Source organism: Kocuria atrinae (genome assembly GCF_039531425.1).
GTDB lineage: Bacteria > Actinomycetota > Actinomycetes > Actinomycetales > Micrococcaceae > Kocuria > Kocuria atrinae.
Genome location: NZ_BAAAQA010000003.1, coordinates 77,401 through 90,164, shown reverse-complemented (window position 1 = coordinate 90,164; position 12,764 = coordinate 77,401). Strand labels below are relative to the sequence as shown.

Genomic DNA, 12,764 nt, shown 5'->3' with positions numbered 1-12,764 from the left:
CTACTCTAAGGGGGCTGGACAGACGCCTTAGACTGGGCCCATGTCCGTATTCCTCGGTATTCCACAAGCGCTACCGACCAAGGGCGTGCCCGATCAGGGGCCCCTGGTGGATCGGTTTGGGCGCGTGGCCACGGACCTGCGCATCTCCATCACGGATAAATGTAATCTGCGGTGTACCTACTGCATGCCCGCGGAGGGAATGGACTGGCTGTCCAAGTCCTCCCTGATGACCACGGAAGAAATCGTGCGGCTTACGCGTATTGCCGCGGAGGAATTCGGCGTCAAGGAACTGCGGCTCACCGGAGGCGAACCACTGATTCGCCCCGATCTCGAAGAGATCGTGGCCGCAGTGACCAAAGCGCTACCGGACTTCCCGGTTTCCATGACGACCAACGGGATCGGTCTGGCCCAACGCGCTGAGGGTCTCGTGGCTGCAGGGATGACTCGCGTCAATGTCTCCCTGGACACCCTGTGCGCCGAGACGTACAAGCAGCTCGCGCGCCGCAACAAACTCAGCGATGCCCTTGCGGGCGTGGCCGCGGCACAGGAGGCAGGTCTGTCCCCGGTGAAGCTCAATGCCGTCTTGATGCGCGGAGTCAACGACCGTGAAGCACCAGAACTACTGCGCTGGGCTCTCGTGCATGACTGTTCACTGCGCTTCATCGAGCAGATGCCGCTCGACGCAGATCACGGCTGGACCCGCACCAACATGGTGACCGCCGCGGAGATCCGCGAACACCTCTCCGAACACTTCGATCTCAGTGCGGACCTGGACCCGCGCAACGGTGCACCGGCCGAAAAGATGCTCGTGCGCGAACGCGGCGGCACTGAGGTGCTCGGCACGGTGGGCATCATCGCTTCTGTCACCGAACCGTTCTGCGCGGACTGCACGCGCACCCGCATCACTGCGGAGGGCAGAGTGCGCTCGTGCCTGTTCTCCCACCACGAGACGGACCTGATGCAGCTCCTGCGTTCGGACGCCACGGACCAGGACATCGCCCAGCGCTGGCGGGCCGCCATGTGGGTGAAACCCCGAGCCCACGGCATGGATCACACGGGTCTCGACTCCGAGGATTACGTCCAACCCGACCGCAGCATGAGCGCCATTGGAGGCTGACAGAGCAGTGCTCGTTCGTTATTTCGCGGCCGCCGCCGCGTCCGCAGGCACCGAGCAGGAAGACGTCTCCGCGGACACGACCATGACCCGTTCGGAGCTTCAACAAGTACTCACCAACCTGCACCCCGTGGCTCCCGAGGGTGAGAAGACGCTGGCGCAGGTGCTGCCCCAATGTTCCTGGCTGGTCAATGGCGTGGCCCATAAGGACCCGGAATCCACGATCGCCCCCGCCGCAACGGTGGATGTCCTGCCGCCTTTTGCCGGTGGCTGAGGCCCTCACGGCCCACCCCTACTGGTGGAACAGTCTGACGCCGGCCCGCCATGCGCGCCGCGGACAGGCGCAGCAGCTCGCCTACGATCTAGGGGCAGCCCTGGCCGCTGCACGATCCGAAGAAACCTCCGTTTCGCTCAGTGACGCCGTGGGCGCCACACTGGCCCGCGACGTCCACGCCCTGTGTCCCGTGCCCCACTACGCGTCCAGTGCCATGGATGGTTACGCGGTGCGCGGGCCCGGCCCGTGGCGGGTGGTTACCGCAGACACGTCTCTGCACGATGCCGCTTCCACTGCAGACCTCGAATTGGCCCGGGGCGAGGCGGTGCCGGTGGTGACCGGCGGTGTCATCCCCACGGGATCCGACACCATCATCCGGGACGAGTACGCCCTGCGTTCCGGCGCGGAATTGCGCTTCGACCGATCCCGTCCGCATTCTGAACTCGAAGGTCGGCATGCCCGGCCCGCAGGCACCGAGTGTGGCTCCGGTGAGACGATTCTGACCGCCGGAACCGTGTTGAGCCCAGCGGACGTTGCGTTCGCGGCTGTAGCCGGGGTGGACGAGCTGCCGATAGTTCCGGCCCCCGCCGTCCGACTCCTGCTCACGGGGTCAGAGGTACAGGGATCGGGAATCCCGGCCCCCGGGTTCGTGCGTGATGCGTTTTCACCGTCTCTGCCACCCATCCTTGCCGGTTTGGGCGCGCGGGTGGATCAGGATTCAGTGCATCGCATACCCGATGAGGCTGACGCCTTCGCGGCGGCCGTCGAACGTGCGGTGGCAGAAGGTGTGCCCTTCATCGTGACCACCGGCGGCACTGCTCGCTCCCGCGCCGATCACGTGCGAGCACACCTGGAACGTCACGCAACACCCATTATCGATGAGTTGGATCTGCAGCCCGGCCATCCCACGTTATTCGCCGCTCACCCTGCGGGCACCGCGATCCTCGCCCTGCCCGGTAACCCCCTCGCGGCTTTTACCGCACTGACAGTGTTGGCCGTGCCATTCCTACGGGGCATGCTGGGCCAGCCGGCACCCACCTCGCACGCAGTGCGGATCGCCCACGACATCCAGGGGGCGCGCCGCGAACGGTTGGTGCCGGCCTTCCAGCACGCCGACGGCGCGTGGTCACCGTGCCGGGACATCGGTGCCAACATGCTGCGCGGCCTGTCCCGCGCAGACGCACTACTGAGCGTGCCGGTCGAAGGTCTGGTCGCCGGTGCGCGTGCAGAAGCCCTGGCCCTGCCCTGGAAACCCGTTGCCGGTAAACCTGACTTGGTGACGGACAACCCATAGCCCGCGCTCGTCGGGCCGGGTCAGATCTCTGCCGGCAGACTCTCCCTTCGGAACTAGGGTCAGTTGGCCCTGAAGTCCCGCAGCCAGACAGCGGACTGACCTGCGTCCTGGAAACCCAGTTGCGCGTTGACCCAATTCATCCGGTCGTTGCCCGTGTGGGTCCATGAGTAAACAGTCTCGACTTCCGGCTGCACCTCGGTGAGCTGCTTCAGATTGGCCATTTTCAAACGCATTCCCAACCGACGCCCGCGATGCTCGCGGATCACCAGGGTTTCGTCCTGGAGTGCCAACGTGGGTCGGTGCTGCGCCAGAATGAGTTCAGTCATCCCCACGAGTTCGCCATTCTCCCGGTCCTCGGCCACGGCCATGAGGGACCGATCGCCGTCTTCCTCGCGGAGACGCTCCGTACGACGAACGCGCTCAGCATCCCACGGGTCAGGATCACTCACGATGGGCTTGACGAAGGAATCGCTGGGCAGCCTGGCGTGCAATCGGGCAAGCGGCTCCAACAGTTCTTCCGGCGCCGAGTCCACCCACGTGTGCAACGCGTAGCGCTCGGTGAACGGAACCTCTTCCAGCGAACGCTCGATCGACTCGACGCGTTCCTGTGGCAACGGCACGTCCAAGAGCGCAAAACTGCTCACGGTCTGAAGTTCATAGCCGGCGTGTTCTGCAAAGCGTGTCTGCCGGTGGCTCGCGGGCAGTTTGCCGGAACCGTCCGCGGCGTCGATCCACTGGACACCCACGCCGCTGGTCTCGCCACCCATGACGCTACCGTCGCCGGGCCCCGCGGGAGCCTTCAGCTCGGACGCCGGGTGTTCGGTGACCAGACGGATCACGCGCCGGGACTCACCGTAGGCAAGCTGCTCCGCGGCGGACAGCAAAGAGCGCCCAATCCCCTCGGACAGCTCATCCGGATCCACGTCCACCACGATCTGCGCGATATCGGTCTCGGAGATAAGCGGCATACGAACCTCCGCGCGGCCGACCAAGCGACCATCCATATAGGCACAGAGGATGTTGACGCGCTCGTAGGGGTCCTTGAGATCCCGAAAAATATCGTGCGCATCATTACTGAGCTCCGCGGTACCCCACACGTATTGCCTCGAGGACTGCACCAGGGCCGCCACCTGGCCCAACTGCTCCTGCGCCGCCTGATCAAAACCGTCAGGGATACGCATCAGCTCAATGGCAAGCGCTGATGTCTGACTCACGGGGAACTCCTTCCGCGTTCCGAGCTGTTCGGAACGGACCTGCCCACTATCGATCATGCACCGTTGCCGCCGATAGGAATAGCAAGTTCACTGTTTAGTTTACCGCTGCGGCTTCGGGCAAGACAGGAGGGCCCGGCCACAAGTGGTCCGAGCCCTTCCGTCTCATAGCATCAACCGTGCCTCAGCGGGCACGAACGAGGATCATGCCTCGCTGGTCACCTCGGTGGCGTTCGGGTCCACGGGGACGCCCGGGCCGAACGTGGTGGCCACGGTGGCCTTGGTGATGTAACGGCCCTTGGAAGCGGACGGCTTCAAACGAAGCACCTCTTCCAGAGCAGCGCCGTAGTTCTCGGCCAGCTTCTGGGTGTCGAAAGACGCCTTGCCGATGATGAAGTGCAAGTTGGAGTGCTTGTCGACACGAAAGTCGATCTTGCCGCCCTTGATGTCGCCAACAGCCTTGGCCACGTCCATGGTCACGGTGCCGGTCTTGGGGTTCGGCATCAGGTTACGAGGACCCAGCACCTTACCCAGACGACCGACCTTGCCCATCATGTCCGGGGTGGCCACGGCGGCGTCGAAGTCCACCCAGCCGTCCTGAACCTTGGCGATCAGGTCGTCGGAACCAACGTAGTCGGCGCCGGCTGCTTCAGCAGCGGCAGCCTTGTCACCGGTTGCGAAGACGACCACGCGGGCGGTCTTACCGGTGCCGTGCGGCAGGTTCACGGTGCCGCGAACCATCTGGTCAGCCTTGCGGGGGTCAACACCCAAACGCATGGCGACCTCAACGGTCGGGTCGGACTTGCTGCCTTCGGCCAATTCCTTGGCCAGGGCGACTGCCTCGGCGGGGGCGTAGAACTTGCCCTCTTCGATCTTGGCGGCAGCCGCCTGGTATGCCTTGCTGCGCTTTGCCATCTGCTTGTTCTCCTTGTGCAGTTGTGGTCTGCGGACCGCGCTCGGCCCTGCCACGGGGAAATGTCTGGTACTGAGAGCTAGCTAGAGCGCTCAGGCAACCTCGATGCCCATGGAACGGGCAGTGCCGGCGATGATCTTGGCAGCAGCCTCGACATCGTTGGCGTTGAGGTCTTCCTTCTTGGTCTCGGCAATTTCACGGACCTGGTCCATGGTGATCTTGCCGACCTTGTTGGTGTGGGGCACACCGGAGCCCTTGGCAACGCCTGCGGCCTTCTTGATCAGCTGAGCAGCCGGCGGGGTCTTGGTGATGAAAGTGAACGAACGGTCTTCGTACACGGTGATTTCCACCGGCACGATGTTGCCGCGCTGGGATTCCGTGGCCGCGTTGTAGGCCTTGCAGAATTCCATGATGTTGACGCCGTGCTGACCGAGTGCGGGACCCACGGGAGGAGCCGGGTTAGCGGCACCTGCCTGGATCTGCAGCTTGATCAGGCCTGCGACCTTCTTCTTGGGAGCCATGTGATGGTCCTTTGCTTGCTGTGCGTACCGCCGCACAGGAGCGTACGACGGCGGGTGGTCACCGTGGCGCGGTGACCGAACGGAAACGCCCCGGACCAAAGCTCATCCGGGGGTGTCCGAAAACTAGGGGTGAGATCAGATCTTCGAGACCTGGTGGAAGCCCAGGGTGACCGGGGTTTCACGCTCGAAGATGGACACCAGCACCACGAGCTGCTGGGATTCCACCTTGATCTCGGAAATCGTGGCGGGAAGGGTCTCGAACGGGCCTTCCTTGACGATCACGGACTCGCCGACCTCGAAGTCCACGGTGATCGCGGGCTCTGCAGCGCCGGAAGCAGCACCGCCACCGGAGGTCTCGGACAGGCCCTTGGCCTTCTCCGGGGTCTCGAACACGGGTGCCAGCATCTCGAACACTTCGTCCATGCGCAGCGGCACGGGGTTGTAGGCGTCCTGACCCACGAATCCGGTAACACCCGGCGTGTGGCGGACGGCGCCCCAGGAAGCGTCGGTGAGGTTCATACGGACCAGCACGTAGCCGGGGATACGAACGCGTCGCACGGTCTTGCGCTGAGCGTTCTTGATCTCCACGACCTCCTCCATGGGAACCTCGATCTGGAAGATGTCCTCTTCCATGTTGAGGGACTGGATGCGGGTCTCGAGGTTGGTCTTCACGCGGTTCTCGTAACCGGCGTAGGTGTGAATCACGAACCAGTCGCCTTCTTGACGACGCAGCTTGGCCTTGAACTCCTCGACGGGGTCCACCTCGTCCTCGGCGTCCTGCGCCTCGGCAGTCTCGTCCGTGTCCGCGGACTCGGGCTGCTCGGTGTCAGCGGTCTCGTTCTCAGCCGGGGCCTGCTCAGCCTCATCGGAAGTGGCGGACACGCTCTCGGCAGCCTCTGACTGCGCAGCATCCGCGGATGCGGACTCGGGCTGCACTGCCTCAGCGGCTTCGTTTTCGAGCTCGTGGTCGGTCACTGGAGATTCCTGCTTTCTATGGACGGCTAGAAGATGTGGTGTGGTCTTAGACCTGGTCGCCGTTGCCGAACACCCAGATGGCTACCTGGCCGAAGCCCAGGTCCAAAAGGGAGATCAGCAACATCATGAAGGCCACGAAGACCAGCACAACCAGTACGAAATTGACGAGTTCGCGGCGCGAGGGTGCAACGACCTTCTTGAGCTCGCCGATGACCTGTCGAATGAACAACCAGATGCGACCAAAAAAGCCCCGCTGCTGATTTGATCCAGCGGGTTGGTCCGAGGTTTCTCCGGTAACGGTGTGCGACATCGGCTCTCCCCTGCGTGGATTGGTTCCCGGCGGTGGTTTAGGTGCCGTTGTAGGTCTGAAGCAGGGCAGACAGGACTCGAACCTGCAACCTGCGGTTTTGGAGACCGCTGCGCTACCAATTGCGCCACTGCCCTTCAGTTTGCGGCTTGTTCACACAAGACCACGAACACGGTGCATGAGCTTACCACCTTCGCCCGTTGGGTCCGGACCAGACTCCGAATCCAGGCGTGCGAAAGTAAACGCACCAACAATCAATGGTACGCGCACGGCCAGCTCTGTGCAAAGCACGCGTGGGCACGCCTAAACTGAAGGTGAGCGCCTACTGGCTGCGCAGTCAGGGCGGACGCCGTCACAGAACCGAGGAGAGTTGACCACCATGCCCCCAGCTCAGCAGCGAATTTCCCGCAAGATCGGCGCAATCGCCGAGTCCGCGACCCTCGCGGTGGATGCCAAGGCCAAGGCGCTCAAGGCCGAGGGGCGGCCCGTCATCGGCTTTGGCGCGGGTGAACCCGACTTCTCGACCCCTGACTACATTGTCGAGGCGGCGGCCGAGGCCCTCAAGGACCCCAAGAACTTCCGATATTCTCCGGCCGCCGGCCTCCCCGAGCTGCGTCAGGCAATTGCCGACGCCACCGCTCGCGATTGCGGCTGGAGCGTAGAACCATCCCAGGTGCTGGTCACCAACGGTGGCAAGCAAGCGGTGTACGAGGCATTCCAGACAGTGGTGGACGAGGGCGACGACGTCCTGCTGCCCGCTCCCTACTGGACCACCTACCCCGAGGCCATCCGCCTGGCCGGTGGTCACCCCATCGAGGTTTTCGCCGGGGCTGACCAGGACTACAAGGTCACTCCGGATCAGCTCGAGGCCGCCTACACGGAGAACACCAAAGCCCTTCTCTTCTGCTCACCGTCCAACCCCACGGGTTCGGTGTACAGCGCCGAAGAGACCAAGGCGGTGGGCGAGTGGGCTGCTTCCAAGGGCATCTTCGTGATCAGCGACGAAATCTACCAGCACCTGACCTACGACGGTGTGGAATTCACCTCGATCGCCCAGGCCGCCCCCGATCTTCACGAGAATTTGATCCTGCTCAACGGCGTGGCCAAGACCTACGCCATGACCGGTTGGCGCGTGGGGTGGATGGTCGCCCCCAAGGACATCATCAAGGCCGCTGCCAACTTGCAGTCACACCTGAGCTCCAACGTGAACAACGTGGCCCAGCGTGCGGCCTTGGCCGCCCTGAACGGGCCCATGGATCAGGTGAGCGACATGCGCGAGGCCTTCGATCGCCGTCGTCGTGCCATCGTGGACGGGCTCAACGCCATCGACGGCGTGGTCTGTCCCACCCCCACCGGCGCGTTCTACGCCTACCCTGACGTGACCGCGCTGCTGGGCAGGGAGTTCGACGGCGTCACACCGCAGACCAGCGCCGAACTCGCCGAAATGATCCTAGAGCGGGCCGAGGTGGCCGTGGTGCCGGGTGAAGCATTTGGCCCGTCCGGCTACCTGCGCCTGTCCTACGCCTTGGGAGACGACGATCTCGCCGAGGGACTGTCCCGCCTACAGAAAGTACTGGGAGCGAAGTAGATGAACCTCAAGGAAACCCTGCACTACGTGGACCAACGGCTGCCCTCCCCCGTGGAGATGCCCAGCTCTGCCGTGGTGGCCAGCGGCTTGATCGGCGGTTACGCCGTGGCCCGCCTGACCAAAATCCGAGCTCTCGGCGGCGTGGCTCTCCTGGCAGACGGCGTGATGGCCGGACGCACCTGGTACAAGTCCGCCGGGCCCGCCACCACCGCGGGCCTGAGTGTGCTGTACCTGGCGGGCTTCGGGCTGTCCCACCCGTTGGCCAAGAAGATCGGGGCGTGGCCCTCCGTGCTCACCGTGGCGGCCGTGAACTCGGCGGCCTCGTGGTTCCTGGTGGACCGCCACAACTTTGCCCGCGCCGAGGAAGAGCTCAACGAGATCGCCTGACGCAGCGCAACGAAAAAATATGGACCCGCACCACGTTGGTGCGGGTCCATATTTATGTCGGCCGGGTCTGAACCGTCAGTCGTCCACTGCGTCACGACCGCGGCGGACGATCAACGGATCCGGCGGGTACACCACCGAGGTGTCCTTGTCCTCGTAGTCGAACTGGTTGAGGAAGTAGCGCATGGCATTGAGCCGAGCTCGCTTCTTGTCATTGGACTTGATGGTGATCCACGGGGCGTGATCCGTGTCCGTGCGGCGGAAAGTTTCCTCCTTGGCCACGGTGTAATCCTCCCAGCGATCCAGCGACGCGAGGTCCATGGGCGAGAGCTTCCAGCGACGCACGGGGTCGATCTGACGGATCGCGAAACGGGTGCGCTGTTCGTGCTGGGTCACCGAGAACCAGAACTTGGTGAGGTGAATCCCCGCATCAACGAGCATCTGCTCGAACGTGGGAGCCTGCTCCATGAAGCTCTCGTATTCCTCATCCGTGCAGAAACCCATGACGCGCTCAACGTTGGCACGGTTGTACCAGGAGCGGTCGAACAGCACGATTTCGCCGTTGGTGGGCAGGTGCTGGATGTAGCGCTGGAAATACCACTGCCCCTGTTCACGATCGGAGGGCTTGTTCAGCGCAACGGTACGGGCGGCACGCGGATTGAGGTGCTCGGTGAAACGTTTGATGGTGCCGCCCTTGCCGGCTGCATCGCGCCCCTCGAACACGATCACGTGCTTGAGATCGTTGTCCTGGCCCCAGTACTGGAATTTGAGCAGCTCGATCTGAAGTTGATACTTCTCGAGTTCGTAATCCTCGCGGGACATGCGCTCGTCGTACGGGTAGCCCTCGCGCCACGTCTCCACGGCGCTTCCACCAGGATCGATGAGGTCCGGGTCCGGGGACTGCCCGTCACGAACCGTGTACCCCTGTTCCACAAGTTTGTCGATGAACTCGCGGAGGTTCTCCCGTGCCGGTTCTTGCTGCGGGCTCATGTGTCCTCCTAGTGGCCTGTGCCGCGAACGGCACCCTGTGTACGTCTCCAAATCAATCCTAGTTGGCGCGGTTAACGACTGTTGAACACGGCGCGGTACCGGCCTTCAACCGCAGCAACCCGGACTCACTAGACTGGCGGGGGAAGGTTCGATACTCGATCACCGAGGAGCGCTGAAGCACGCATGAGAATTGGCCTAATGACGAGCGGTGGAGACTGCCCCGGACTGAACGCCGTGATCCGCGGTGCTGTCCTGCACGGAATCAAGTCCTACGACCACGAGTTCGTGGGTTTCCGTGACGGCTGGCGCGGTGTGGTCGAAGGCGACATCATGGAGCTCCCCCGCCAAAGCGTTCGCGGACTGGCGCGCCAGGGTGGCACCATCCTGGGCACCTCTCGCACCAACCCGTTCGACGGCCCCAACGGCGGGCCGGAGAACATCGCCAAGGTGCTGGAGGCCAACAACATCGACGCCATCGTAGCCATCGGTGGCGAGGGCACTCTGGCGGGCGCCAAACGGCTTGCGGACGCGGGACTTCCCGTGGTGGGAGTTCCCAAGACCATTGACAACGATTTGAAGGCCACGGACTACACGTTCGGTTTCGACACCGCGGTATCCATCGCTACCGACGCCATGGACAGGTTGCGTACCACCGGCGAATCCCACCACCGGTGCATGGTGGCCGAGGTCATGGGCCGCCACGTGGGCTGGATTGCACTGCACTCCGGCATGGCGGCGGGTGCGCACGCCATTCTCATTCCGGAGCACCGCGAGTCCATGGAGCAGGTCTCCGAGTGGGCCAAGGAGGTCTACGACCGCGGCCGTTCACCGCTGGTGGTCGTGGCCGAGGGATTCATTCCCGAGGGCTACGACGAGGCGATCGCGGGTAAGGGGCAGGAAGCCTCCGGCCGGCCTCGCCTGGGTGGCGCTGGTGACTTCGTGACCCAGCAGATCGAGGAAATCACGGGTATCGAGACCCGTAACACCACGCTCGGCCACATCCAGCGCGGTGGCGCACCGACCGGTTTCGACCGCGTGCTCGCTACCCGCCTGGGCATGGCAGCCGCGAGCATGGCCGCCGATCACGAGTGGGGCAAAATGTGTGCCCTGCGTGGCACGGACGTGGTTCGCGTGGACTTCAGCGAGGCCCTCGACGGACTCAAGACGGTCCCTCGGGAGCGTTACGAAGAGGCCAAGGTGTTGTTCGGCCGGTAGCCGCTCCACGGCGTCGGCGGGCGCGGGGACGCGATGCGATCGAGCGCGCGTCCGCGCATCCTCACTCGGCCACGAACGACGCTCACTACGAAGTGCGGCGGATCAGGAAGCTTCCTGATCCGCCGCACTTCTGTCCCCGTCAAATTTTAAAGGCGCATCCCGCCGTCGCGCGGGCCCCGCATGAGGTCCTTGGGTCGCCCCACCACCGAACCGGCGTCAGGTTGGACCACCACGGTCTGTGCAGCAGCCCATTGCTCGACCGCGCCATTGTTATCGGTGCCTTCTTGCTCCGAATTCTCCGCCACGGTGTCACGCACGAGCAGGTCTGCCCTAGGATCCACGTTCCGCTTGAGCACCGCCAGCGCAATGGGGCCGGCCTCGTGATGTAACCGTGCGGAGGTCACGTGCCCGACCTTCTTGTCGTTGAGGAAGACTTCCGCTCCGGCTGCCGGCAGCGTGTGCTGGGAACCGTCCAGGTCCAGGAAGGTGAGTCGGCGCGGCGGGTGCCCCAGATTGTGCACGCGGGCCACGGTTTCCTGACCCTTGTAGCAGCCCTTGGAGAGGTGCACCGCGGTGCGCATCCAGTCGAGTTCATGGGGAATCGTCTTGACGTCCGTCTCCGCACCCCAGCGCGGCCGCCACGCGGCAATGCGCAAAGCCTCAGCGGCCCAAGATCCCGCCGGCGTAAATCCTTGTTCGTCCAGAGCCGCCGCCGCGGAGTCCAGATCTGCCATGGGGATCACGTGCTCGAACCACGGACGCTCCAGGCCGGGATGTTCCGGTTCCATGCTGTAGGCGTAGCCGCCGGGAGAAATTTCGGGCCAGGGATCGCGCCAGACGGCCACGGGGGACGACGCCGCCCGTGCACCTTCCGATGCGGCCGACAGTTCCGAGCTCAGATCCTTGGTGGCCGCGATAATCGCCCACTGGTCGCTGACGTCCGCGACCTCGACACGCAGGGCGAAACGCATGGAGTCGAGCCACGCGGCCAGCCCGGGCGCTTCCTGCGATTCGGCGATGAGCCACGTGGTGGTTCCGTCATCCACGGCATGGGGAGCGAACTCGACCCTGCCCTGGATACTGAGGAACATTGTTTCGGTGCTCTGCCCGGGCTTGAGCCCCGTGAGCACCTGGGACGACAGCGTGGTGAGCCACGTGAGACGGTCTGCGCCGGTCACGGTGATCACGCCGCGCTGGGACTGATCCACGTATCCGGTGCCACGCGCCAATGCGCGCTGCTCGGGAACGGGATCGCCGTAGTGGCCTGCCACCCCCTCGTCCAGGCCTTCTGCTTCTACCGCGCCGGGGCGCGAGAGAAGAATGGATCGGTACGAGGATTCAGCGGAAGTCACTGTTGCGAATCAACCTTTTTCAGTTCAGCGGAGGCGTGCGTGGCCAGTTCCTGACCGTTGGCGGCCATGTCCCAGGCCCACATGAGATTCCCATTGACCAGTCCGTAGAGCCTGGTTCCCGAGGCGTATTCCTTGGAACCCTGGGCACGCATCACGGCGTCGGTGGCCAAATCAACGCGAGGGCCCTTGATTTGACCCAGGTACAGTTCGGCGATTCCGCCGGGGTGCAGCATGGACACAGAAATGTCGAAGCCGCCATCCGCATTGCGGAGCGCCTCAACGTCCTCAGCGGTCTTCAGTACCGGAACGGGATCCGGAGGCAACATTCCAGGACCGAGGTCCCCCTCTTCACGGGGACGAGCCAGTTCCCAGAAGCCCTGTTCGTAAGTGGCTTCGCGTTGGGGTTCGCCCTCTTCATTGAGGAGCGTGGTCTGGGCCCGGTACACCACGTACGGCAGACCGTGCTGCTCGAACGTGACCCGCTGCCGGAACGCGCGCTGTTCGGCGTCTCCGTAACCGACGAAGCCGTCACCCTCCCAGGTTCCCAGGAGCCATGCAAACGGCACGAGCTCCGGAGTGAGATTGGTGGGGATCTCTACGGGCATGGATTTAGAGCTGGCCCTTGA

Annotated in this window: 14 protein-coding genes and 1 tRNA gene; 6 read left to right on the top strand and 9 right to left on the bottom strand. The window is 64.0% G+C overall.

Features of this window, described 5'->3' with window-relative positions:
* Positions 1-40 precede the first annotated feature (40 nt).
* The 3 genes from moaA to ABD283_RS02265 are packed head-to-tail and all read left to right on the top strand — an operon-like array spanning position 41 to position 2,682.
* A complete protein-coding gene (moaA, locus tag ABD283_RS02275; protein WP_344223448.1) occupies positions 41-1,117 on the top strand; it encodes a GTP 3',8-cyclase MoaA in 1,077 nt (358 codons plus the stop codon).
* 7 nt (positions 1,118-1,124) lie between these two features.
* Positions 1,125-1,388, top strand: a complete 264-nt coding sequence (locus tag ABD283_RS02270) for a MoaD/ThiS family protein (RefSeq protein ID WP_344223447.1) — start codon at positions 1,125-1,127, stop codon at positions 1,386-1,388.
* Positions 1,381-2,682, top strand: a complete 1,302-nt coding sequence (locus tag ABD283_RS02265; RefSeq protein ID WP_344223446.1) for a molybdopterin molybdotransferase MoeA — start codon at positions 1,381-1,383, stop codon at positions 2,680-2,682. The genes ABD283_RS02270 and ABD283_RS02265 overlap by 8 nt, the downstream gene beginning before the upstream one ends.
* 59 nt (positions 2,683-2,741) lie before the next feature.
* On the opposite strand, the gene ABD283_RS02260 is transcribed toward ABD283_RS02265, so the two are convergent.
* The 6 genes from ABD283_RS02260 to ABD283_RS02235 form a co-directional block, all read right to left on the bottom strand.
* Positions 2,742-3,896, bottom strand: a complete 1,155-nt coding sequence (locus ABD283_RS02260) for a GNAT family N-acetyltransferase (protein ID WP_344223445.1) — start codon at positions 3,894-3,896, stop codon at positions 2,742-2,744.
* 201 nt (positions 3,897-4,097) lie between these two features.
* Positions 4,098-4,808 (bottom strand): 50S ribosomal protein L1, encoded by a 711-nt coding sequence (gene rplA / locus ABD283_RS02255; RefSeq protein ID WP_344223444.1) that lies wholly within the window; start codon positions 4,806-4,808, stop codon positions 4,098-4,100.
* Positions 4,809-4,898: 90 nt separating this feature from the next.
* Complete coding sequence (rplK, locus tag ABD283_RS02250) at positions 4,899-5,327, bottom strand: 50S ribosomal protein L11 (RefSeq protein WP_016995820.1); 429 nt, start codon at positions 5,325-5,327, stop codon at positions 4,899-4,901.
* A gap of 135 nt (positions 5,328-5,462) precedes the next feature.
* Positions 5,463-6,302 (bottom strand): transcription termination/antitermination protein NusG, encoded by an 840-nt coding sequence (nusG, locus tag ABD283_RS02245; protein WP_344223443.1) that lies wholly within the window; start codon positions 6,300-6,302, stop codon positions 5,463-5,465.
* 46 nt (positions 6,303-6,348) lie between these two features.
* The gene (gene secE, locus ABD283_RS02240) at positions 6,349-6,612 is read right to left on the bottom strand and encodes a preprotein translocase subunit SecE (protein ID WP_344223442.1); all 264 of its coding nucleotides are present in this window, start codon (positions 6,610-6,612) and stop codon (positions 6,349-6,351) included.
* Between the two features lie 61 nt (positions 6,613-6,673).
* A tRNA-Trp gene (locus ABD283_RS02235) sits at positions 6,674-6,746 on the bottom strand.
* A 242-nt stretch (positions 6,747-6,988) separates the two neighbouring features.
* Between ABD283_RS02235 and ABD283_RS02230 the strand changes: the two genes are divergently transcribed.
* Both ABD283_RS02230 and ABD283_RS02225 read left to right on the top strand, forming a co-directional pair.
* Positions 6,989-8,197 carry a pyridoxal phosphate-dependent aminotransferase gene (locus tag ABD283_RS02230; RefSeq protein WP_344223441.1) on the top strand — a complete coding sequence of 403 codons (1,209 nt, stop codon included), beginning with the start codon at positions 6,989-6,991 and terminating at the stop codon, positions 8,195-8,197.
* On the top strand, positions 8,198-8,584 hold the full coding sequence (locus tag ABD283_RS02225) for a hypothetical protein (protein WP_344223440.1): 387 nt from the start codon (positions 8,198-8,200) through the stop codon (positions 8,582-8,584).
* Positions 8,585-8,659: 75 nt separating this feature from the next.
* Here the strand turns inward: ABD283_RS02225 and ppk2 are convergent, their stop codons facing one another.
* Positions 8,660-9,571, bottom strand: coding sequence for a polyphosphate kinase 2 (gene ppk2, locus ABD283_RS02220; protein WP_344223439.1), 912 nt, complete (start codon positions 9,569-9,571; stop codon positions 8,660-8,662).
* Positions 9,572-9,754: 183 nt separating this feature from the next.
* Here ppk2 and ABD283_RS02215 point away from each other — a divergent pair, with 183 nt between their 5' ends.
* On the top strand, positions 9,755-10,786 hold the full coding sequence (locus tag ABD283_RS02215) for a 6-phosphofructokinase (RefSeq protein ID WP_344223438.1): 1,032 nt from the start codon (positions 9,755-9,757) through the stop codon (positions 10,784-10,786).
* Between the two features lie 146 nt (positions 10,787-10,932).
* On the opposite strand, the gene ygfZ is transcribed toward ABD283_RS02215, so the two are convergent.
* Together ygfZ and ABD283_RS02205 are read right to left on the bottom strand one after the other, a co-directional pair.
* Positions 10,933-12,138 (bottom strand): CAF17-like 4Fe-4S cluster assembly/insertion protein YgfZ, encoded by a 1,206-nt coding sequence (gene ygfZ, locus ABD283_RS02210; protein ID WP_344223437.1) that lies wholly within the window; start codon positions 12,136-12,138, stop codon positions 10,933-10,935.
* Positions 12,135-12,743: a nitrobindin family protein gene (locus ABD283_RS02205; RefSeq protein ID WP_344223436.1), complete on the bottom strand. Its 609-nt coding sequence runs from the start codon at positions 12,741-12,743 to the stop codon at positions 12,135-12,137. The genes ygfZ and ABD283_RS02205 overlap by 4 nt, the downstream gene beginning before the upstream one ends.
* Between the last annotated feature and the right edge of the window lie 21 nt (positions 12,744-12,764).

Coding starts and splice junctions, on each gene's coding strand:
- ppk2 (WP_344223439.1), bottom strand. CDS start 9,571: ATGAGCCCGCAGCAAGAACCGGCACGGGAGAACCTCCGCGAGTTCATC.
- moaA (WP_344223448.1), top strand. CDS start 41: ATGTCCGTATTCCTCGGTATTCCACAAGCGCTACCGACCAAGGGCGTG.
- rplK (WP_016995820.1), bottom strand. CDS start 5,327: ATGGCTCCCAAGAAGAAGGTCGCAGGCCTGATCAAGCTGCAGATCCAG.
- ABD283_RS02230 (WP_344223441.1), top strand. CDS start 6,989: ATGCCCCCAGCTCAGCAGCGAATTTCCCGCAAGATCGGCGCAATCGCC.
- ABD283_RS02225 (WP_344223440.1), top strand. CDS start 8,198: ATGAACCTCAAGGAAACCCTGCACTACGTGGACCAACGGCTGCCCTCC.
- secE (WP_344223442.1), bottom strand. CDS start 6,612: ATGTCGCACACCGTTACCGGAGAAACCTCGGACCAACCCGCTGGATCA.
- ABD283_RS02215 (WP_344223438.1), top strand. CDS start 9,755: ATGAGAATTGGCCTAATGACGAGCGGTGGAGACTGCCCCGGACTGAAC.
- ABD283_RS02205 (WP_344223436.1), bottom strand. CDS start 12,743: ATGCCCGTAGAGATCCCCACCAATCTCACTCCGGAGCTCGTGCCGTTT.
- rplA (WP_344223444.1), bottom strand. CDS start 4,808: ATGGCAAAGCGCAGCAAGGCATACCAGGCGGCTGCCGCCAAGATCGAA.